The sequence below is a fragment of the Mycobacterium sp. Aquia_213 genome, from assembly GCF_026625985.1.
Taxonomy (GTDB): domain Bacteria; phylum Actinomycetota; class Actinomycetes; order Mycobacteriales; family Mycobacteriaceae; genus Mycobacterium.
The window spans coordinates 4,542,666-4,562,631 of sequence record NZ_CP113116.1 but is presented as its reverse complement, the minus strand read 5'-3'; the positions used below and the strand labels follow the sequence as shown (position 1 = coordinate 4,562,631).

Below are 19,966 nucleotides of genomic sequence, written 5' to 3'. Positions count from 1 at the left end.
AACGGTCCTTTCGCCGGCCGCAACGTCGTACGCTCGTTGTGATGCTGGCAAAGTCCGAGATCCGGTTTCTCCGCGTTGGCGACCGCCGCGTGGCGTTCGACGTACGCGGGGACGGTCCACCACTTGTCGCTCCGGCGTGGTGGGTGAGCCACCTCGAACTTGACTGGGAGAGTGCCGGCTTCCGGCGATTCTGGGAAGGTGTTGCCGGCGGATACACCCTGATCCGCTACGACCGGCTCGGCGTCGGCATGTCGGACCGCACGGTGCAAGATTCGGACCTAACCCTGGACGGGGAAGTGGCGATGCTGCGCGCGCTTCTCGACGAGCTCGGGTACGAGCGCGTATCGCTGTTGGGTGGATCTTGCGGGAGCTGCACCGCAATCGCTTTTGCCGCAACGTATCCCGAGCGTGTCGAACGGCTGGTGTTGTACGGCTCGTACGCCGATGGCTCGGCCATCACCGCACCGGAAGTGGGCGACGCGATCATCGCGGCGGTCCGCGCGCATTGGGGGCTCGGCTCCCGTCTGCTCAGCAACATGTTCCTGGGTGCCGCCGAATCTGCCGAGCACGAACGCTTTGCGGGGTTGCAGCGCGCAGCAGCGACCCCCGAGGCGGCCGCGGCGCTGTTGGGGCTCGTCTATCGCCTCGACGTGCGGGCGTACCTTCCGAAGGTCTGCTCGCCGACGCTGGTCGTGCATCGTCGCGACGACCGCGCCGTGCCGCACCGGCTCGGGCGTGAGGTCGCGGCCGCGATCCCGGGCGCTGCCCTGATCTCGCTGCCCGGCACCGCCCACTTCCCGTGGCACGGTGACGTGGATTCCGTCGCGCGCGCCTGCCGCGAGGCGCTGGGGCCGTCGCTGCCGCCGCCGCAGCACGCGAGCGAGCCGGAGCCGGTCCTGCTCTCCGCCCGGGAACGCGAGATTCTCGGCTGCCTCGCGCGCGGTCTCAACGATCGCGAGATTGCCGAGCATCTCGTGCTGAGCCCGCACACGGTGCACCGCCACGTCGCCAACATCCGCCGCAAGCTGGGTCGCACGTCGCGCACGGCCGCGGTTGCCGAGGCTGCGCGCCTCGGACTTCTCTGACCTAGCCGAAACGGGCCATCGGCGAAAGATGGCCGCGTTGGGCGATGCGCGCACCCCGTGGCCGTAGCTACTTTTGCGCCATGACTGAGACCACGATCGAACTAGAAGTGCGCCCGCCGTCGGCGGCATGGCTGCGGATCATGGCGTTGGTGTACGACCCGTTCGTGTGGCTCGGCGAGCTGGCGGGCATGCGCCGCCGGCGGCGCGCGCTGGTGAGCGGCGCGCGGGGCCGCGTCGTCGAGATCGGTGCGGGGACGGGGCTGAACATCGCGCACTATCCCGACGGCATCGATGATCTCGTGCTGATGGAGCCCGAACCGGCCATGCGCCGAAAGCTCGCCCGTCGCCTGCAGCGGCATGCCCGTCCGGCGCGGATCGTCAATGCGCCCGCGGAGTGCTTACCGCTTACCGATGAGTCCGTGGACACCGTCGTCTCCACACTCGTCCTGTGCACCGTCGAGGATCCTGAACGCGCGTTGCGCGAAATCGCTCGCGTGTTGCGCCCCGGTGGGCAGTTGCTGTTCGTCGAACACGTGCGGGCGAATTCACGGTTGCTTGCGGCGTGGCAGGACTACCTGTTCCGCCCCTGGCGCGCCTTCGCCGGCGGGTGCTGCTGCAACCGGCCGACCGGGGAGTTGATGCGCGCCTGCGGATTTGCTGTCACGGCCGACGATGCCGTGTGGCGCGGAATGCCGCGTATCGTCCATCCCCTCTTGATGGGGCGGGCCACGCGTTAGTCTCTTTTGACTACAAGCGTTTTCACAGCTTTTCCTTGACTTCGCCGCTGAGCTGACTGGCTAGCATCGGGTTGACTTGCCGAGAACGGTCGGCAGTAGCTCCACAAAGCATCGCCAAGACGCTGTCGGATGTTTCTGTCTTGCTTAACAATTGGTCACAGACAGGAAACCAACGAGCGTTCTGATGCGTGGGGAGCCCGCTGTGAGAAGAGGACAATGGAGTCTGCTGGAGTACTGTCGCGCGATCGAATCGTTGCCAGCCCAGGATGGAGTAGATGGCTCGTTCCACCGGCCGCGCTCTCGATACACCTAGCGATCGGCAGCGTTTACTCTTGGAGCGTTTTCAAGCTCCCATTGCATGAAACACTAAGAGCATCAGGGCTGTTGAGTGCCATCCCGTTCACGTTGGGCATTGTGATGCTGGGCGTGTCGGCGGCCGTTTTCGGCACGACGGTCGAAAGGCGAGGCCCCCGTTGGGCGATGTTCGTGGCGACCGCATGCTTTTGCGGCGGTTTGCTCGTCTCGGCGGTGGCCGCCGAGATCGGCCAGATGTGGCTGATCATCCTCGGCTACGGCGTCATCGGTGGGATCGGCCTCGGAATCGGTTACATCTCACCGGTTTCCACCCTGATGAAATGGTTTCCCGACCGGCCGGGCATGGCAACCGGCTTCGCCATCATGGGGTTCGGCGGTGGTGCGCTGATCGCCTCGCCCTGGTCGTCGCAGTTGATGAAGTGGTTCGGCACCGATCGGCACGGGCTGGCCGCGACGTTCTTGGTCATGGGCGTGGTGTATGCCGCCTTCATGTCGGTGGGAGTCCTTCTGGTGCGTGTGCCACCGCACGAGTGGGAACCGCCCATCGTCAGAGTGGCCGCGTCGAAGATGCCGCATGCCGCGGGGCCGGATCGCACCGCCAATGAGGCGATCAAGACGCCCCAGTTCTGGCTGCTATGGATTGTGTTGTGCTTCAACGTCACTGCGGGGATAGGCATCCTGGAGCGGGCGGCACCCATCTACCGGGATTACTTTCCCCATGCGGCTTCACCCGCGGCGTTGACCGCGGCCGCGGCGGGATTCGTCGCGATGCTGTCGTTGGCGAATTCGTTGGGACGCATCCTCTGGTCCACGGCTTCGGACGCCGCCGGCCGCAAGAACATGTACCGGCTCTATCTGGGTCTCGGGGCGGTGCTCTACGTGGTCCTGATCGTCGCGCAAAACGCGAGCAAGCCGCTGTTCCTGGTGGTGTGCATCCTGCTGTTGTCGTTTTACGGCGCGGGTTTCGCGACGGTGCCGGCCTACCTGCGTGACCTGTTCGGCTATCTCGAGGTCGGGGCGATCCACGGCAGGCTGCTGACCGCGTGGTCGACCGCGGGCGTGCTCGGACCGGTGATCGTCAATGCGATTGCCGACAATCGCATTGCCGCTCATGTGGTGGGCCCCGAGCGTTACCGATGGTCGTTCACGATCATGGTGATTCTGTTGCTGATCGGTGTGGTCTGCAACGAGCTGATTCGTATTCCACGGCCGCCCAGCTTCGCTGTGGCAGGGGTGGATACACGAAAGCGGGCCAGCGCGACTTCCGGGGAGGGCGGACGATGACCGACCGATCGATCGAGGCGACATCGGCACCGCCCAAGCTGCTGGGTGTGGTCAGCTGGTTGTGGGTGGGAGTGCCGTTCGGCTATGGCGTCTACGAGCTGGTCGTCAAGATCCCCGCATTGTTCACCAACTAGCGGGAATAGCCGGCCCTGGCTGGTGTGTTTTACTCGGCCATGACTGCTTTCAACATCCCCCAGCGTGAAGAGTTCCTCGCCGCATTGCATGTCGGTGTGTTGTCCGTCGCCGCCGAAGACGGTCGTCCGCCGGCCAGTGTCCCGATTTGGTACGACTACGTTCCTGGCGGAAACGTCCGGGTCAACACCGGCGCGTCATCTCGTAAGGCCAAGCTCATCGAGCGGGCCGGCGTAGTGACGCTGGTCGTGCAGCGCGAGGAGCCGCCATACCAATATGTGGTCGTCGAGGGCACCGTGGTCGAGACCGCCAAGCCGACCCCGCTCGACGTCCGCGAGGAGATCGCGATCCGCTACCTCGGCGAGGAGGGCGGGCGTGCATTCGTTAGCAGCCTTGCGGGGCAGGAAAGCGTGCTCTTCACCATCCGGCCCGACCGCTGGATCACCGCCGATTTCTCCGGTGGACTCTAGAAGCGCAATTTGTTTGGTGGGCCTTTGTGAGGGTATTCGGTAACAACTTCTCACGAAGAAAGGACCTAAACATGTTGCACTCGGTCATTCTGGCTAGTTCGGATCCCGTTGCGGCAGGTTTCATTCTGCGGGGAATCAAGGGAATCTTCGTCTTCATCGGCAGCGTGATCGCCGCAATCGTCTGTGGTCTCATCGCCGCGATGAAGGGCCGTAATCCGTTGGGGTGGGGAATTCTTGGGCTATTCTTCTCGATCCTCACCTTGATCGTCGTCATCGTCATTCCGAGCAAGAAGTCATAGCAAATCCCGTTTTGCCCTTGACGATTCCTATCGAATCGCCGGGTCTACGCGCTCGTGCGCGGTGAGCAGTAAGTGGTCAAAGTCCGATTGTGAACTGACGCGCGGACCGAGGCTGCGGAAGTCTTCGCAAATCTGTTCTGCCAGCAGTCGCAGCTTGATATTGGCGTCCTGAGACAGCCATTTGAGCAAGTCGAAAGCCGGACCGTCGCCAAGGCCATAGATCAGCATCAACATCCCTTTGGCCTGCTCGATACTGGCGCGCTGCTCGGTAATCTCGGCCAGCTTCGCCGTGACGAGGTCTTCGCGCGCTTGGTCGGGCAATGGAGAGTCGTCGACGTAGAACCCGTGCGTTCCGATCACGGCGCCCCGGTCGTCGTGGAGCTGGTCGCCGACGACTACGACGTGGCGCACCTGTCCGCCGGTGTCGATGATCCGATGGCGGGTGCTGAACGCCTGATGGGTGTTGAGGATCTGATCGATGGTGGCCGCGACCTGCCCACGGTCGTCCGGGTGTTTGTGTGACAGCACCAGTTTGGTGGTCGGGTTAACGCTGCCGGGCTCATATCCGTGCAACCGTTGTACTTGCTCGGACCACTCCCAGCGCTGGTCGGCAAAGTAGAACCGGAACCAGCCGGCTCGGTGCGGCGCACCGCCGGCGAGGGCTTGTTCGACGTCGGCCGACTGGCCGTTGAGGTCCCAACTCATCGCGACTTCGTCTCCTCGGGTTCAGATCACCGGACGACCGGCGCCCGTCGCGAGTGCCGCATCGAAACCGGATGGCTACCAGCGGATGCGACGACCCGGAAGGGACGGCGTCGGTCGTTATGGCGCTGACTGTTCAACGCCGAGGACGGCTTCAAATCATTTCATAACAGTCGCCGCAGTTCTGTGACCGGCGGCGGGCGGCGGTCGCCGCGACCTTTCGGTATTCGATGGCAACCGCCGCCTGCGCCCGTCGTTCGATCAGGCGTCGATTACCTCCCGTGCTCCTACGTTGTCGTGGACTGCCGTGCGTCCGTCGCCGCGGCCGATCGTTATCTTGCGCGGCTTGGCTCTTTCGGCGACCGGGATGCGAAGGCGCAGAACCCCTTCGGTGTAGGAGGCCTCGATTTTCTCGGTGTCGAGGTTTTCGCCCAGCACTAGCTGCCTACTGAACACCCCGCGCGGGCGTTCGGTGGCCAACATTTCCCGGTTGGGGTCGAGGGCCGGCCGCTCGGCGCGCACGGTCACCACATTGCGTTCGATGTCGATGTCCAGCGAGTCCGCGTTGATGCCGGGCAGGTCGAATTCGACCACGAATTCTTCGCCCTCGCGCCACGCATCCATCGGCATCACGGCCGGGCGGGCGGCCGTGCCCAGTACTTGCTGTGCGAAACGGTCCAGTTCACGGAACGGGTCGGTACGCATCAGCATTGCAGTCATCTCTGTCTCCAATCTGTTGCTGTGGGCCAGCATCTATCTATGCCTTACGGCATAGGTTTTATATAACACCATCGACGGATCAGTGCAAGTGTGATAAACAGTTTTTCTGTGCGAGCAATCGAGGAGGTGCTCCATGGCTGATCCTCCAGACGTCACCGGTGCGCCGGCGTCCGACCATGGTGTGTACGGCATCTCGGTCGCCGCCGAGCTTTCCGGCGTCGCGGTGCAGTCGCTACGCCTCTATGAGCGCTACGGCCTCCTCACGCCCTCTCGAAGCGAGGGCGGGACGCGGCGCTACAGTGCTGACGATTTGGCCCGGCTGCGGCGCATCAGCGCGCTGGTTGATGCCGGGATCAACCTGGCCGGTATCGCGCGCATTCTCAATCTCGAAGATGACAACGCCTCGCTCTCCGAGGCAAATAGCGATCTGCGCTCTAACAACCGCACTTTGCGCAACGCCGCGAAGACTGCCAGATCCGAAAGAGAACCGGGGGCCGAGGCCGCGACCTGACCGGTGTCCAGCTCACCGCTCGACGTTGAAGAACGAGTCGCCGTCTTCCGGGGTCCCGTCGATCTGACCCTTCTCCCGGCCGTGCACAGACGGGTCGATGCGGTCTAGATCGTCATCGCTGAGAACCTCGAGCGCCCCGCCTGCGTCCGAGTCGTGTGCCTGTCTGGACGGCTCATCATCGCGCGGGCTCTCCGATGTCTCCGCCGCTAATTTTTGGTCGAGTGATTGATGATCACTGGCCTCGATCCACTCGTCGGGGGGATCGACCACCTCGTCACCGTCGTCGTTGCGTACCTCGTCGGAGTCCAGGCTTTCCGCTGGCTCCAGCATCTCTTCGCCGTTTTCGCTTTCCACGATGGCCGACTGCCCGACACGGCGCGAGATTAAACAGCGCTGAGGGCTGCGCCACAGAAGTGCGCTCCCAGGGTCGACTTACCTAATTGGTAATCCGAGGCTTTCGAACGGTGGTGCGACGAAAAATCGGCTAGGTGCCTGGCGTGTGGCACGCGAATCAGCAGTGTGCACAGAAACTTTCGAGCATGACATAGGTATCGACACCGCGCAGATGCTCATTGACAGCGAGCATCCGCTGAAAGAATCGCGAAAATCGAGCTTTGACCTGCAGTAGCGCGCTGTGGGTTGGTAAACATATTGTCCGCCATAGTCTTTCGTGCGGTCCGGCGGGCGCGCTGTCGCGCGGGCAGGCGGGCTCGCGGTTTGGCCACCGCATCAGCCGGGTATCAAGTGCGCCATGACCAGAGCAGACGTGGCCAGGGCAGACGCGCCTGCTCCGACGCCCACCGGTGAACTGTGGCCGGGCAAGGCATACCCGCTGGGCGCCACATACGATGGCGCCGGTACCAACTTCACCCTGTTCAGCGAGGTGGCCGAGCGGGTGGAGCTGTGCCTGTTCGACGCCGATGGTGCCGAGACGCGGATCACCCTCCCCGAGGTCGACTACTACGTCTGGCACGGTTACATACCGGCCATCGAACCCGGTCAACGCTACGGGTACCGGGTCTACGGCCCGTACGAATCGGCCGAGGGGTTGCGCTGCAACCCGAACAAGCTGCTGCTGGACCCGTATTCGAAGGCCATCGACGGCACCTTCGACTGGAACCAGTCGCTGTTCAGCTACAACTTCGGCGAGCCCGACAGCCGCAACGACGACGACTCTGCGACCAGCATGCCCAAGTCGGTGGTGATCAACCCGTACTTCGACTGGGGCAACGACCGCCCGCCGGGTCACGAGTATGCCGACACGGTCATCTACGAGGCGCACGTCAAGGGTCTGACGCAGACACATCCGGACATCCCCGAGCAGATGCGCGGCACCTACGGGGCCGTGGCGCACCCGGTGATCATCGACCACCTCAAGAGCCTGGGTGTCACCGCGATCGAGCTGATGCCGGTGCACCACTTCGCCAACGACTCCACCTTGATCGAGCGGGGCCTGTCGAATTACTGGGGCTACAACACAATTGGATTTTTTGCGCCCGACTTCAAGTACACCAGCGCGGCGTCGCCGGGCGGGCAGGTGCAGGAGTTCAAGGCGATGGTGCGCGCCCTGCACGAAGCGGATATCGAGGTGATTCTCGATGTCGTCTACAACCACACCGCCGAGGGCAACCACCTGGGACCCACGCTGTCGATGCGCGGCATCGACAACGCCGCGTACTACCGCCTGGTCGATGACGACAAGCAGTACTACATGGACTACACCGGCACGGGAAACAGCCTCAACGTCGGGCATCCGCACTCGCTGCAACTGATCATGGACTCGCTGCGCTATTGGGTGACCGAAATGCATGTCGACGGTTTCCGGTTCGACTTGGCCTCGACGCTGGCCCGCGAGTTCTACGACGTCGACAGGCTGTCGACGTTCTTCGAGCTCGTGCAACAGGATCCGACCGTCAGCCAGGTCAAATTGATCGCCGAACCGTGGGACGTCGGGCCGGGGGGCTACCAGGTCGGCAACTTCCCGCCGCAGTGGACGGAGTGGAACGGAAAGTACCGCGACACCGTGCGCGATTTCTGGCGTGGCGAGCCGGCCACGCTCGACGAGTTCGCCTACCGGCTGTCCGGATCGGCCGACCTCTACGAGCACACCGGACGCCGGCCGGTGGCCTCGATCAATTTCGTCATCGCCCACGACGGGTTCACCCTGCGTGATCTGGTCTCCTACAACGAGAAGCACAACGAGGCCAACGGCGAGGACAACAACGACGGCGAGAGCCATAACCGGTCGTGGAACTGCGGCGCCGAGGGGCCGACCGACGATCCCGAGATCAACGAACTGCGTGCCCGCCAGGAGCGCAACTTCCTCACCACGCTGCTGCTGTCGCAGGGCGTGCCGATGATCTGCCACGGCGACGAGCTCGGCCGCACCCAGAGCGGCAATAACAACGGCTACTGCCAGGACAGCGAGCTGACCTGGATCGATTGGGCCAACGCCGACACCGGTCTGCTGGAGTTCACCCGCACCGTGTCGGCGCTGCGAGCCAAGCATCCGGTGTTCCGCAGGCGGCGATTCTTTTCGGGCAAGCCGGTGGGCCGCCGCGGCCAGGACGGACTGCCCGACATCGCCTGGTTCGCCCTGGATGGGGACGAGATGACCGACGAGGACTGGGGCGCGAGCTTCGCCAAGTCCGTCGCGGTATTCCTCAACGGGCACGGCATTCCCGGCCGTGACGCCCGGGGGCAGCGGGTGCTCGACGACTCCTTCCTGCTCTGTTTCAATGCTCACTACGAGCCGCTCGAATTCACCCTTCCCCCAAAAGAATTCGGCGCCGCGTGGAACCTCGTGGTGTACACCGGACCCGAGGAGACGACGCCCGCGGACGAACTGCCCGGCGGTGGCACGCTCACCGTGGAACCGCACACCGCCGTGGTGCTACAGGCTCTTCCCGATAGCGAGACGCGGTAGTCCACCGGCATCGCCGACAGCAGCGCGTCACCCATTGTCGGGGCCGTTACGTTCTTCCTGAGCCAGCGCGAGCAACGTCTGCTGATAGAGAAGGAAGCGGTCAGCAACCTGCGCGCTGACGCCGAGATGCGTTATCGGATCCTTGCCGACAACGCCGTGGACGTGATCGTGCACCTGCGCGGGCGGGAGGTTGCTTGGGTCTCGCCGTCGGTCGTGGGCGCGCTAGGCGGGCCGCCCCAACAGTGGCTCGGCTCGGGCTTCAACAACCGCATTCATCCCGACGACCTCGAGACAGTCGTCACCGCGCTGCAGAGTATTGCCGACGGCGATTCGGTCATCCAGCGGTTTCGGGTCCGCTCCGTCGACTCCGGGTACCGCTGGGTGGACGGCCACGCGAAACTCTATGTCGACGCTGAGGGCAATGCCGACGGGCTGATCGCGGCGCTGCGCCTCGCCGATGATCAGGTCGAGACCGAGCAGCGACTCGAGCGCTTAGCCCGTTTCGACATCCTCACCGGGCTGGCCAACCGGGCCGAGACCATGGTGCGCCTCGAATCTGAGCTACAGGAACCGCGACCCGCCGGGACATACGTCGGCATCCTGTTCTGCGACGTCGACCACTTCAAGGACATCAACGACACGTGGGGACACGGCATCGGCGACGTCGTGCTGGCGACTTTGGCGGCCCGGATCCACGAATGCGTCCGATCGGGGGACACGGTCGGGCGGACGGGAGGCGACGAAATACTCGTGCTGCTGCCCGGCGTCCACGGCGTCGACGGGGTCGCCGAGATCGCCGACACGATTCGCCGCCACGCTGCCGAACCCATCCACGTGGCGGGAAACGCGATCTACGCGACTCTGAGCATCGGTTCCACCATTGCCCTCCCCGGTGAGCCGGTTTCCTCGGTCACGGCCCGGGCGGACGCGGCGATGTATCAGGAGAAATCCGCCGACCAGAACGGCCTCACCCGATTTTCGGCGCAGCGATCGCTGCGCCGGACGCGCCGCGCTTGACCGCGATTCACTTCTCAAGGCACGCACCATGTTTGGCGCCGCATGCAGCCGAAAATCCGCCCTTCAGTCACATGCTCCGCACTTGATGGATACGCTGTGCCTGCAGCGGGCTCGTTACAGGAGAGGGCAAATATGTCAAGGACAGTGGTGGTTGGCGCATCGAGTGGCCTCGGGCGCTGCATTGGAATCGGGCTTGCCCAGCGCGGCGATCAGGTGGCGCTGCTGGCGCGCCGGCGCGAGCGCCTCGAGACCGCCGCGAAGGAGGCCGGGCCCGGCGCGGTCGCCGTCGAGTGCGATATCACCGACGAGGCCTCGTGTCGGTCAGCCATCGAGAAGACCGTTGACGCGCTCGGCGGCATCGACAACGTGGTGTTCACGCCCGCGATCAGCCCGCTGGTCCGCTTGGTCGACACCGATGCCGCAACCTGGCGCCGCATCTTCGACACCAATGTGATCGGGGCGTCGCTGGTGACGTCGGCAGCGATACCGCACTTGACCGCGTCCGCGGGCAAGGCGGTCTACCTGTCCTCCGACGCCGGTCCCTACGGGCCGTCCTGGCAGGGTCTGGGCGCCTACGGCGTCAGCAAGGCCGCGCTCGAGCGACTGGTCGACGCGTGGCGTGCCGAACACCCCGACGTCGGCTTCACCAACCTCATCGTGGGGGAGTGCGCCGGCGGCGAGGGCGAGGCCGCGACGGGGATGAACGCCGGTTGGGATATGGAACTGGCCATGCGGGCCGTCCCGGTGTGGGTGTCGGATCGCTGCATGCCCGGCAAGCTGATGCCCATCGAGGACCTGATCGGAGTCGTGCACACGATCCTGAGCACCAACTCATCGACCTCGATGCCGATCGTCATCGCCAGGGGCGCCCCCGCCGGCACCCCGGCACTAGCCCCCGCGTCAGCGACGCCCTAGCTTCTCCCGCGCCAGGTCCGTCAGGAAGCGAACCGGCGAGACCGGCTCAAACGCCAGCGCCGCCTCGGTGAGTGCGTCACGCGATGCGATGGGCAGCTCGATGTCGCCCGCGGCCACGTTGAACTCGAGCTGTTCGACGCTGGACGCGCCGGGAATGGCGACCACGCCCGGGTAGCTGATCAGCCACGCCAGCGCCACCTGTGCCGGCTTGGCGTCGACTTCCTTCGCGACGTCGCGCAACAGCTGCAGCAACGGCTCGAGGCGGCGCAGGTTTTCGGTACCGAACAGTGAATTGATCGCGCGGACGCCTCCGGGACGGTTGTCCACGCCATATTTGCCGCCCAGCAGTCCCTGCTCCAACGGGCTGTACGCGATCACGACCCGATTCTCTTGTTCGGCGAACGGCACCAACTTCTTGAGCGCCTTCGGAAACGCGAGCGAGAAATGGACCTGATTGCTGATGACGGGACGCCCGAGCGCGGCATCGGCTTTTTTCCACCGCTCCAGCGAATAGTTCGAGACGCCGGCCGCGCCGATGTCGCCGCTGTCGAGGAGGTCGCGCATGCCCGGCATGATCACCGAATCGGGAACCAGCGGGTTGGCCTGGTGGATCTGGTAGAGCGGGATCCGGTCGAGCTGCAGCCGCCGCGCACTGGCCCGTTCGCGCTGCTTGATCACCGCGGGGAAGGGTGCGACCGGCATGATCTTGCTGGCCACCGCAACCTCGGCACGCTCGTCGCCGAGCGCCTCGCCGAGGATTCGCTCGCTTTTGCCCAGCCCGTAAACCTCGGCGGTATCGAAGAGCGTCACGCCCGTCGCGCGAGCGCGCTGCACGATGTCACGGGCGGCACCGGCGGCGTACTCGTCGCCGTAACCCCATTCGCGTGAGCCGAATTGCCAGGTGCCCAACCCGATCCGGCTGACCTGTCCCACTCCGTCGACCTCGAGATATTTCATGGTGCTCACCGTACTGGGCCGGGTGAGCACGCGCGGGGGTCAGGCGGGGATCTTGTTGAGGATGTAGTTGGCGATGCTCACGGCCATCTGCCGGGGGCCGCTGGCATCGGTCGTGCCGAGGCTGACGACGAACAGGTCGACGACAATGTTGGCTTTGGCCGCCGCCGCCCGCACGAATCGCACCTTCAAGCCCTTGGGCTCCAAATCCATCGTGGTGATGCCGTTGCCGGCGTCGGCGGGAGGACTGAGCGACAGCGTGTAGGTGGGCCCGCCCCGGGCGGTCAGTGTCACGGGCGACCCGCCGCATTGGCGCCAATCGTCGACCAGCTTCGTGACTTGTGATTGGGCGGTGGGCGCATCCCGAAACGCGATGACCACCTCGCTGATCTGGATCGACTTCAGCAAGGTTTGTGTGTCGGAGAATGATTCCCCGCGGTAGCGCTGGATGGCGTCGGCGGTGTAGGCCTCGGGCGCCCCGGGGACCATGCTGCCCCAGCACTGGGGGCGGTCGATGCTGGCGTTCTTGGTGGACTTGCCGGGACGGTCCGACGTCTCGCCGGCCTCCAGGTTCTGGTCGTTGGTGATGGTTTTGAGGGCATCCAGCTTCGGCAGCAGCTTGCTCACGTCGTCCGGAGCGACCGTCGGCACTGGCGGTGACTCGCTGGTGGTGACAGGGGCGGCGGTGGTCGCCGGCGCCGCGGCCTGGTTGGACCGATAGACGGCGAGGGTGGACAGCGTGGCCCACCCGGCCAGCGCGACGACGGTGAGCACGATGAACCCGTACGACAGGGACAGCCCCAGCAGCGCGCGGTCACGTCCGAGCTCACCGGTGCGGCGGATCTGCGCGAGGCCCAGATGTCCGAGAATCGCACCGACAGGGGCGAATACGAACGCGAACACCAGCGACAACGTCGCGAAGGTGTTGACGGGCGGGCCCTGCGGCGGCAGCGGTGGCGGCACGAAGACCGGCGGTCCCACCGGCGGCGGGGCGTAGGGGGCGCGGCCCAGCGGATCGTAGCTCAAGGACTCCGGGCTAAAGGGATTGTGTCCGAACGGATCCTGAGGGTTCGTCTCGGCCTCCTTCGTCTGCGATCCTGCCCAGACTGTAGTACCGGGACCTAGCCCATCGGTAGTTCTGCCGTTAGGTGCGCCGCCACACCAGCTTGGCCCTGCGGGGCGCGCCGTTGATCACGATCGGGTCGGGCGGGCCGAGTTCCAGGCAGGAGTCCCGCAACTGGGCCGTGCGGTATTGGATTCCGCCGATCCAGTTGGGCAGCAAGCTGACTTCGACATGGTGAGCGATCAGGCCGTCCTCGACGACCGAGAACGGGCCGGCATAGCTCATATACCCACCGGCCGCCACGGCGAGCTCATTGTCGTGCGCGTGATGCGGATCGTCGCGTTCGAACGGCGCCCGGCCGGCGCGCATCAGCTGGGCCGACATGTAGCCGTCCGGGGTGTACATAATGAAGCCCTGGGCATCCACGCCCAGCGGGTAGCTCACGTCGGAGCCGTCCAGCGCGCTGCTTTCGTACGACTGCAACGTCCAGGCGCCAATCAGGTTGGTGCGCAACTCATCCGCCGTTGTAATCGTCGTCATCGGACCGGTGTCCCGTCGACGGCCTCGGTGCTGGCGGCGAGTTCGGCGATGGCGGCATCGAATGGCTCGGGGCTGCGCAGTACCCGGCTGAGAATGAGCGCACCTTCCATGGCGGTGACGGCATTGAGAGCGAGCTGCCTAGCCTGGCTTTCGGGAATGCCCTTCTCGTTCAGACGTGCGGCCAACGTGGCGATGAGATCCTGGAAGCCACGCCGGGCGGTGTCGGTGAGCTGCGCCGAGGCCGGTGTGGATTCGATGACGATGGGGGCGACGGCGCAGCCTTCGCGGTAGTCGCTGGCGATGAGTTCGTCGCGGGGACGGCCGAGGAACGCCGCGATCAGTTCGGCGGCGGTGCCGGTGGTCCCCGCGGCCCGGTTGATGTGGGCGATGGCGTCGGCGGAGTGCAGCAGCGCTACCTCGGTGGCGAGTTCCTCCTTGCCGCCGGGAAAGTGAAAGTACAGCGAGCCCCGCGGTGCCGAGCTCTCGGCCACGACGTCGGACAGCGCGGTCCCGAAGTAGCCGTGCTCGCGAAACAGCCGGCGAGCCGCCGCGATCATCCGCTCCTTGCTGTCACTTCGCTTTGGCATGTCGCCCATCATACATAGTTCTTGACGATCTACCACAAGTGGTTCTACCGTTAGGTTCATCATAAGTATGACGGACGACATAGTAAGAATTGGGTGATTCCCGTGACCGAACAGACCCTGGATCAACCGGCCGGCGCGATATCGCCGGTCCACGCCCCGGACCGGGATTCAGCGCCGGTGGCCCGCGAGATGGATGGGCATGTCGCCGTGCTGACCATGCAGCACGCCCCACACAACTTCTTGGGAACAGCGTTGTTCGACGCCTTGCTCGACGGAATTCGATGGGCGGCCGAGCAGCGGGCCCGTGCCGTGCTGCTGCGCAGCAGTCTGCGCAATTTCTGTGCCGGTGCCGACGTGACAATTTTCGACAGCGCCGAGAGCGGCGAGGCCCCCACGCTCGGAGTCGTGGAACTGCTCAGGGAATTCGATTCGCTACCGATTCCGATCGTTGCCGCCGTGCACGGTGTCTGCCTCGGCGGCGGCTTGGAGCTGGCACTTGCCTGCGATCTGATCGTCGCCAGCGAGTCGGCCAAGATCGGCAACGTCGAGGCATCGATCGGGCTGAACCCGTTGATGGGGGGAATCCAACGGGTCACCGAGCGCGCCGGCGCGGCACGTGCCAAGGAGATGGCAATGCTCGCTCGCCGCTACGATGCCCGCACGCTGGAACGCTGGAACATCATCAACCGCGTTGTTGCCGACGACCAACTTGCCGCGGTAACCAGTGCGCTTGCCCATGAGCTTGCCAACGGGCCGACCGTCGCGCACGCGTCCACCAAAGCGATTGTCTCGCACGCGGTCTCGCATGGGGTATCGGCGACCGACGATGCGATGCACGAATTGCAGTCCGGCATTTGGAAATCCGAGGACTTGAAGATCGGGCTGGCATCCCTGGCCGCCGAAGGCCCCGGTGCCGCGCGTTTCGGGGGACGGTAATCATGACTTCAAAGCAAGGGGGGCCACTCGAAGGCGTCCGGGTGATCGATTTCACCCGGGTGCTGGCCGGTCCGCACTGCACCAAGCATCTGCTGGACCTGGGTGCCGAAGTGATCAAAATCGAACCGCCCCGCGGGGACATCAGTCGCTTCGCGTTTCCGCGACAGGATGAGATCAGCGGTTACTGCGCCCAGCAGAACGCCGGCAAACGCAACCTGAGCATCGACCTCAATGTGCCCGAGGCTCGCGAAGCGGTGCTGGCGCTGTGCGATACCGCCGACATCATCGTCGAGAACTTCCGCCCGGGTGCCCTGGCCTCATTCGGCTTGGACTATCAGTCGGTGGCGGCGCGCAATCCCGCGGTCGTCTACGCCTCCATCAGCGGATACGGGCAAACGGGGCCGTGGCGAACCCGCATGGCCTACGCGCCGACCGTGCAAGCCGAGGTCGGGTTCACCCAGAACACGTTGCGGCAGTTTGGTGTTGACGGCGCCGATCGCCGGTCGGACTCGCTGTCGCACGGCGACATCTACGCGGGGCTGCATGCCGCCATCGCAGTGCTGGCGGCATTGCAGCATCGGCGGGTCACTGGCGAGGGACGATACGTCGACGTAGCGATGGCGGCGGTGCTCACGTCGCTCAACGAGCGAGTGCACTACGACCTTTCGGACGTCGAACTGGGCGAGGAGACGCCGATCCTGGGCGCCACCGACTGCGCGTTTTTCACCAGTCCCGAAGGCCACCAGTTCGTTTCGCCGATGAGCCTGGTGGGCAGTATGAGCTTCCCGTTCTACCTGCACGCGATGCGGCGTCCCGATCTCGCGGACGACCCGCGGTTCCGCACGCCCGAGCTGCGCCGCCAGAACCTGGAGGCGCTGCACGCGATCGTGCAGACCTGGATCTATACCTTCGATTCCATGGACTCGCTCGATGCGCAGTTCGACGAGGCCAAGATCGCCACCGGTCGACTGCGCGACATGGCCGAGTTCAGCGAAACCGAGTGGGCCAAGGAATGGGGAGTCACCCGAGAAGTCTCCGACCGGCACGGCGGCAGCATCACGATCCCCGCGCCGCCCTGGCACTTCAGCGGCGACGACGGCATCCTGACCACCCAGGTACCCGCGCGCCAGGGCGAGCACAACGAAGAGATCCTCAAAGAGCTCGGCCTGACCGCCGACGAGATCGAGGCTCTGGTGAAAACCGGTGCGCTGATTGAACCCGCACGCGAGATCGCGGTGGACGTCGGTTAGCCGGGGGCACCTGCCGGCCGGGGGGTTTTAAATTCTGCTATCGGGTTATCCCTGCCGAGGAGCGCGGGCGTTTGAGCGTCGGGCGGGATGAGCGAGGTAGGGAGATGGGCCTGGGCGATCGGGTATCGAGCATCGTCAAGTTTCTACGTGACGGTTACCCCACGCGCGCTCGTGCGTTTGGCTACATCCCATTGCTGGCCCTACTGCCGTCGCGGGTGACCGACGAAGAGATCACCGCGATCGTGCAGCGGTTCAGTTCGCGCAAACGTCCGCCGACCGACAATGTCGAGGTGGGGGTGGCGATCACTCAGGTCACGGACGAGATGCCCTCCCTGTATGACATTGAGCGGGTTCAGCATCGAATCGCTGCGAGTGCTGAACCCGACAAGCCTTCCGGTGACAGATGAATCGCGCTGTGCGCTACTTTTCGGTTAGCCGGCGCCAGGTACCTCTTCGCGTTGTGCCACCGAGCGGCCGTCACCGGTGACGAACACCTCGATCACGACATCGCGGTCCCGGTAGCAACCCATCGATGTCAGCCCAGGCGTTTTCACGATAACGGCGTGGGCCTGGTCGCCGGTGAGCGGATAGTCGGCCACCTCGTGACGCCAATGTGCGGCAACCACATTCGCGCCCGCCGGCAACCGGGCGCATTCACGGCGCAGCACCTCCGCAAGCGTCTCCGCTTCCAGGTAATAGGCCACCTCGCTGAGCACCACCAGATCGAAGGGGCCAGGTGGCCAAGCCGCATCGAGAGAAGACCGGGCCAGGGTCACACGGTCCCGGCACCCAGCTCCCTGCAGGCGCGCATCGGCACTACGCACCGCCGCATCAACTACATCTACCGCGGTCACCCGGTCGCAACGCAGCGCCAGCTGCGCTGTCAGCGTAGCGATTGAACAGCCGGGCTCGAAAGCGTGCCGGTATCGGAGATTTGGCAGCAGAGCCAGGGTGATGGCGTACTTGCGTTGCTCATACCATCGGGTGGCCAGCTGCCACGGATCCTCAGCGGCGGCGTACAGCTGGTCGAAATAGGCGTCGGGTAGCCGGGTGCTCAGCGGAACACCACCTCTCCCACTGCCATCAGTCGCGGGAACACGAACGGCGGCAGCACGGGTGGTGAATCCGGACTCGCCTCGAATTGGCTCCGAAAGCATCGTGCGGCATCGCGTTTGCGGAGCAGCGCCCCATCGGATACGTGTATCGCGTGGGCGCGGTCCCACGGTACCGCCGAATCACCGGGATCCGCCCAGTGCCACATCCAGATCGGAAATTCGAGCAGCATGGCGCCGGTGCGTTCACATGCCGCGGCTGCCGCGCGCCCGACAGTTTCGTGATCGGGATGCCCGTCACCGCGCCAGTTGGCAGCACACCACGGCGGTGCCCCGCCAGCTTCGAGTACATCGACGAGTGAATCGGTGATCGCATTCTCGTGATCGGTCAGCCGGCCGTCGGGCAGGCCTAGTGAGTGCGGTGCGGGAAACCCTAAAACACGTGCTGCTCTACATAATTCATGCCTTCGCGTGGTTTCCAGACGAATCTGGCCCGACGATGTCGCGTTCGGCTGCGCGGCACCGCCATCGCTGACCGACACCACCTGGACCTGCACGCCGGACGCGCCAAGCTGTGCGATCGTCGCACCCAAGCCGAGGGTCTCGTCGTCGGGGTGAGCGGCAACAACGACCAGGCCGGGGCACCCGGAAAGATCCAATGCCGGCAGGGGTGCCCGATCAAGGGCTGCCATCCACATCGGCGCCGGCGTGCCGCCACTGGTAAGCGGGCGAGCCGCAAATCTGGCGCAATTGCTCATCGGTACGGTCATCATGGTCAACGCCGCCGCCCGGCCAGCTGCCCGAGCTCGGCCAGATCCCGTTCGGCGTGGCTTTGTCGGATGTAGATGGTCAAGTCGGCGACCCGCTGTGCATGCCGGCCGTCCTGACACAAGGGTCCCGGTCCCAGCGCGCGGCCGGTCCGGGTGATGGCTTTATCGGCCGCCTGTTCCACGATGGCCCGGACCCGGCGAGCCAGTAGTTGAGCGGTACCGGACCGGTCGAACGGATCGGAATCGATTTGGGCCGCAGCGGTGTTCAGCATTGCCTCCCCCGCCGAAAGCGCTGCGTCGACGGCGCCGAGGTGCGCGAGCGAATGAGCGTCCGCGGATTCGCGTTCAGCACAGCGATATAGCGGCTCGGCAACCCTACGTGCGCCGCCGAGCCAGCAAGCCGCCACGCCGATGGCTCCGTGCCAGAACCCGGGCCGATTGAGGTAGTCACCGGGATCGCCGACGGCGATGGCATGCGCGTTGGTCAATTGCACGGGCCGGGTGTCGGCGCCCGCCATTCCGGCGTTCCACCACGTGCTCGGTAACGGTTTGACGCCAGGTTCGGTGAGCGCCACCGCAAACAGGCTCCGGCTTCCGTCGTCCAGCCGGGCAGTGACGAGAGCATGTGTGCAGAACCCGGCCCCTGAGCACCACGCCTTGGTGCCACTCAGGGTGAAGGCGCCGCCGCCGACATCGGTGGCTCGCAGCACCGCGTCCGGGGACTCAGCTGCCCACACACCCCACAGCTGGTCCGAGTCCGGGGGTTTGCCGCCCAGTTCGTTGAGTATGGCGACGGCGTCGACGTGCGCCTCGGCGATTCGGGCCGCGACGATGTCGTCTGCGGCCAGCAATGCCAATTGTTGCCAGCGTTCCGCGGTGCGTCCCGATGCGGGCAGCGGCAACTCAAGTTTTCCCGAGTCCTGCCAGTGCTTTACCAGTCCCGCGGTCACGCGCAATCACCCGCCGCCGATCTGCTCAGTTGCCTGAGGTGATGCGCGAATCCGTGCGGGGCCCGGGCCTGCGTTCGCGCCGAAGTGACCACCGATAGGTCGATGTCTCGATGGATGCGGTACCCGGCGGCCTCGAAGCGCTCGACCAGGTCGACATCCTCGCCCGAGACCAGTGCGCGAAAGCCACCAACCCGCCAGTACGCCCGGGCGCTGAATCCCATGTTCGCACCGTGAATGTGCCTGTGCTGTCCGTCCCCGCCCGGCGGGTCGGCCTGGTAAGCCTTCATGTAGCGGTCCGCGACGTCGGAGGAATGCTGGCGCCAGTTGGTAACTCGGACCACGCCGAGAACCATGTCGGCACCGCGCTCCAGTTGATCGGTCAGCCAGCCGGGATCCACCCGGCTGTCGGCATCGGTGGTGGCATACCAGCACTCGTCGTCATCGTCGCCCAGCGAGCGGCCGTGCAAAAAGCCGACCGCCCGCGCGGCACCGACATTGCGGGCATCGACGCTGACGAAGTGCACATCGGGCCCGTACCGGCAGGCCAACTTCGCGCTGTCGTCATCGCTGGCATCCAGCACCACCACGACCGAAACGGGAATCGGCACGCACCGGGTCGCCCTCAGTACCGCGCGCAAACACGCTGGTAGATCGGCTTTTTCATTGTGGGCAGGAATCACTACGACGGCTCGGCCGTACACCCGGAACGCTGGCGCTGACATACCAGGCGATTGCCCATTTCGTCGTTGCT

General features: G+C 65.1%; 24 protein-coding genes. 13 read left to right on the top strand and 11 right to left on the bottom strand.

The features are described from left to right. Positions 1-41 precede the first annotated feature (41 nt). The 6 genes from LMQ14_RS21155 to LMQ14_RS21130 all read left to right on the top strand — a co-directional run bounded on the left by LMQ14_RS21155 (position 42) and on the right by LMQ14_RS21130 (position 4,322). Positions 42-1,085 (top strand): alpha/beta fold hydrolase, encoded by a 1,044-nt coding sequence (locus LMQ14_RS21155; RefSeq protein ID WP_267731503.1) that lies wholly within the window; start codon positions 42-44, stop codon positions 1,083-1,085. 80 nt (positions 1,086-1,165) lie between these two features. Next, positions 1,166-1,822 carry a class I SAM-dependent methyltransferase gene (locus tag LMQ14_RS21150; RefSeq protein ID WP_267731502.1) on the top strand — a complete coding sequence of 219 codons (657 nt, stop codon included), beginning with the start codon at positions 1,166-1,168 and terminating at the stop codon, positions 1,820-1,822. 216 nt (positions 1,823-2,038) lie between these two features. Continuing rightward, the gene (locus tag LMQ14_RS21145; protein ID WP_267731501.1) at positions 2,039-3,421 is read left to right on the top strand and encodes an OFA family MFS transporter; all 1,383 of its coding nucleotides are present in this window, start codon (positions 2,039-2,041) and stop codon (positions 3,419-3,421) included. After that, positions 3,418-3,555 carry an MFS transporter small subunit gene (locus LMQ14_RS21140; protein WP_267731500.1) on the top strand — a complete coding sequence of 46 codons (138 nt, stop codon included), beginning with the start codon at positions 3,418-3,420 and terminating at the stop codon, positions 3,553-3,555. Before LMQ14_RS21145 ends, LMQ14_RS21140 begins: the two co-directional genes overlap by 4 nt. Positions 3,556-3,594: 39 nt before the next feature. Beyond that, complete coding sequence (locus LMQ14_RS21135) at positions 3,595-4,023, top strand: pyridoxamine 5'-phosphate oxidase family protein (RefSeq protein ID WP_267731499.1); 429 nt, start codon at positions 3,595-3,597, stop codon at positions 4,021-4,023. Positions 4,024-4,094: 71 nt separating this feature from the next. After that, positions 4,095-4,322: a deoxyribodipyrimidine photolyase gene (locus LMQ14_RS21130; protein WP_267731498.1), complete on the top strand. Its 228-nt coding sequence runs from the start codon at positions 4,095-4,097 to the stop codon at positions 4,320-4,322. A 27-nt stretch (positions 4,323-4,349) separates the two neighbouring features. Here the strand turns inward: LMQ14_RS21130 and LMQ14_RS21125 are convergent, their stop codons facing one another. After that, positions 4,350-5,027, bottom strand: a complete 678-nt coding sequence (locus LMQ14_RS21125; protein WP_267731497.1) for a PAS and ANTAR domain-containing protein — start codon at positions 5,025-5,027, stop codon at positions 4,350-4,352. 258 nt (positions 5,028-5,285) lie between these two features. Further along, positions 5,286-5,735, bottom strand: coding sequence for an Hsp20/alpha crystallin family protein (locus LMQ14_RS21120; protein ID WP_267735620.1), 450 nt, complete (start codon positions 5,733-5,735; stop codon positions 5,286-5,288). A gap of 142 nt (positions 5,736-5,877) precedes the next feature. Here LMQ14_RS21120 and LMQ14_RS21115 point away from each other — a divergent pair, with 142 nt between their 5' ends. Then, positions 5,878-6,255 carry a MerR family transcriptional regulator gene (locus LMQ14_RS21115; RefSeq protein ID WP_267731495.1) on the top strand — a complete coding sequence of 126 codons (378 nt, stop codon included), beginning with the start codon at positions 5,878-5,880 and terminating at the stop codon, positions 6,253-6,255. A gap of 12 nt (positions 6,256-6,267) precedes the next feature. On the opposite strand, the gene LMQ14_RS21110 is transcribed toward LMQ14_RS21115, so the two are convergent. Beyond that, positions 6,268-6,585, bottom strand: coding sequence for a hypothetical protein (locus LMQ14_RS21110; protein ID WP_267735619.1), 318 nt, complete (start codon positions 6,583-6,585; stop codon positions 6,268-6,270). A 421-nt stretch (positions 6,586-7,006) separates the two neighbouring features. Between LMQ14_RS21110 and glgX the strand changes: the two genes are divergently transcribed. The 3 genes from glgX (at position 7,007) to LMQ14_RS21095 (ending at position 11,113) form a co-directional block, all read left to right on the top strand. Then, entirely contained in the window at positions 7,007-9,181 is a 2,175-nt protein-coding gene (gene glgX / locus LMQ14_RS21105) for a glycogen debranching protein GlgX (protein WP_267731494.1), read from the top strand. 126 nt (positions 9,182-9,307) lie between these two features. Further along, a complete protein-coding gene (locus tag LMQ14_RS21100; protein WP_267731493.1) occupies positions 9,308-10,198 on the top strand; it encodes a sensor domain-containing diguanylate cyclase in 891 nt (296 codons plus the stop codon). 144 nt (positions 10,199-10,342) lie between these two features. After that, entirely contained in the window at positions 10,343-11,113 is a 771-nt protein-coding gene (locus LMQ14_RS21095; protein ID WP_267735618.1) for an SDR family oxidoreductase, read from the top strand. On the opposite strand, the gene LMQ14_RS21090 is transcribed toward LMQ14_RS21095, so the two are convergent. The 4 genes from LMQ14_RS21090 to LMQ14_RS21075 form a co-directional block, all read right to left on the bottom strand. After that, positions 11,099-12,070, bottom strand: coding sequence for an aldo/keto reductase (locus LMQ14_RS21090; protein WP_267731492.1), 972 nt, complete (start codon positions 12,068-12,070; stop codon positions 11,099-11,101). The genes LMQ14_RS21095 and LMQ14_RS21090 overlap by 15 nt on opposite strands. Before the next feature lie 39 nt (positions 12,071-12,109). Then, positions 12,110-13,093 carry a sensor domain-containing protein gene (locus LMQ14_RS21085; protein WP_267731491.1) on the bottom strand — a complete coding sequence of 328 codons (984 nt, stop codon included), beginning with the start codon at positions 13,091-13,093 and terminating at the stop codon, positions 12,110-12,112. A 118-nt stretch (positions 13,094-13,211) separates the two neighbouring features. Next, the gene (locus LMQ14_RS21080; protein ID WP_267731490.1) at positions 13,212-13,670 is read right to left on the bottom strand and encodes a lipocalin-like domain-containing protein; all 459 of its coding nucleotides are present in this window, start codon (positions 13,668-13,670) and stop codon (positions 13,212-13,214) included. Beyond that, positions 13,667-14,257 carry a TetR/AcrR family transcriptional regulator gene (locus LMQ14_RS21075; protein WP_267731489.1) on the bottom strand — a complete coding sequence of 197 codons (591 nt, stop codon included), beginning with the start codon at positions 14,255-14,257 and terminating at the stop codon, positions 13,667-13,669. The genes LMQ14_RS21080 and LMQ14_RS21075 overlap by 4 nt, the downstream gene beginning before the upstream one ends. Positions 14,258-14,359: 102 nt before the next feature. Between LMQ14_RS21075 and LMQ14_RS21070 the strand changes: the two genes are divergently transcribed. The 3 genes from LMQ14_RS21070 (at position 14,360) to LMQ14_RS21060 (ending at position 16,850) form a co-directional block, all read left to right on the top strand. Then, positions 14,360-15,193 carry an enoyl-CoA hydratase/isomerase family protein gene (locus LMQ14_RS21070; RefSeq protein WP_267731488.1) on the top strand — a complete coding sequence of 278 codons (834 nt, stop codon included), beginning with the start codon at positions 14,360-14,362 and terminating at the stop codon, positions 15,191-15,193. 2 nt (positions 15,194-15,195) lie between these two features. After that, entirely contained in the window at positions 15,196-16,443 is a 1,248-nt protein-coding gene (locus LMQ14_RS21065; protein ID WP_267731487.1) for a CaiB/BaiF CoA transferase family protein, read from the top strand. 104 nt (positions 16,444-16,547) lie between these two features. Then, positions 16,548-16,850 carry a DUF3349 domain-containing protein gene (locus LMQ14_RS21060; RefSeq protein WP_267731486.1) on the top strand — a complete coding sequence of 101 codons (303 nt, stop codon included), beginning with the start codon at positions 16,548-16,550 and terminating at the stop codon, positions 16,848-16,850. Between the two features lie 24 nt (positions 16,851-16,874). On the opposite strand, the gene LMQ14_RS21055 is transcribed toward LMQ14_RS21060, so the two are convergent. From LMQ14_RS21055 to LMQ14_RS21040, 4 genes are read right to left on the bottom strand one after another with little or no spacing between them, the layout of a single operon-like run. After that, the gene (locus LMQ14_RS21055) at positions 16,875-17,600 is read right to left on the bottom strand and encodes an SAM-dependent methyltransferase (RefSeq protein WP_267731485.1); all 726 of its coding nucleotides are present in this window, start codon (positions 17,598-17,600) and stop codon (positions 16,875-16,877) included. Beyond that, positions 17,498-18,268: a PIG-L deacetylase family protein gene (locus LMQ14_RS21050; RefSeq protein WP_267731484.1), complete on the bottom strand. Its 771-nt coding sequence runs from the start codon at positions 18,266-18,268 to the stop codon at positions 17,498-17,500. Before LMQ14_RS21050 ends, LMQ14_RS21055 begins: the two co-directional genes overlap by 103 nt. Before the next feature lie 2 nt (positions 18,269-18,270). Further along, entirely contained in the window at positions 18,271-19,215 is a 945-nt protein-coding gene (locus LMQ14_RS21045; protein WP_267731483.1) for an acyl-CoA dehydrogenase family protein, read from the bottom strand. Continuing rightward, positions 19,212-19,937, bottom strand: coding sequence for a glycosyltransferase (locus LMQ14_RS21040; protein WP_267731482.1), 726 nt, complete (start codon positions 19,935-19,937; stop codon positions 19,212-19,214). The genes LMQ14_RS21045 and LMQ14_RS21040 overlap by 4 nt, the downstream gene beginning before the upstream one ends. Positions 19,938-19,966: the final 29 nt, after the last annotated feature.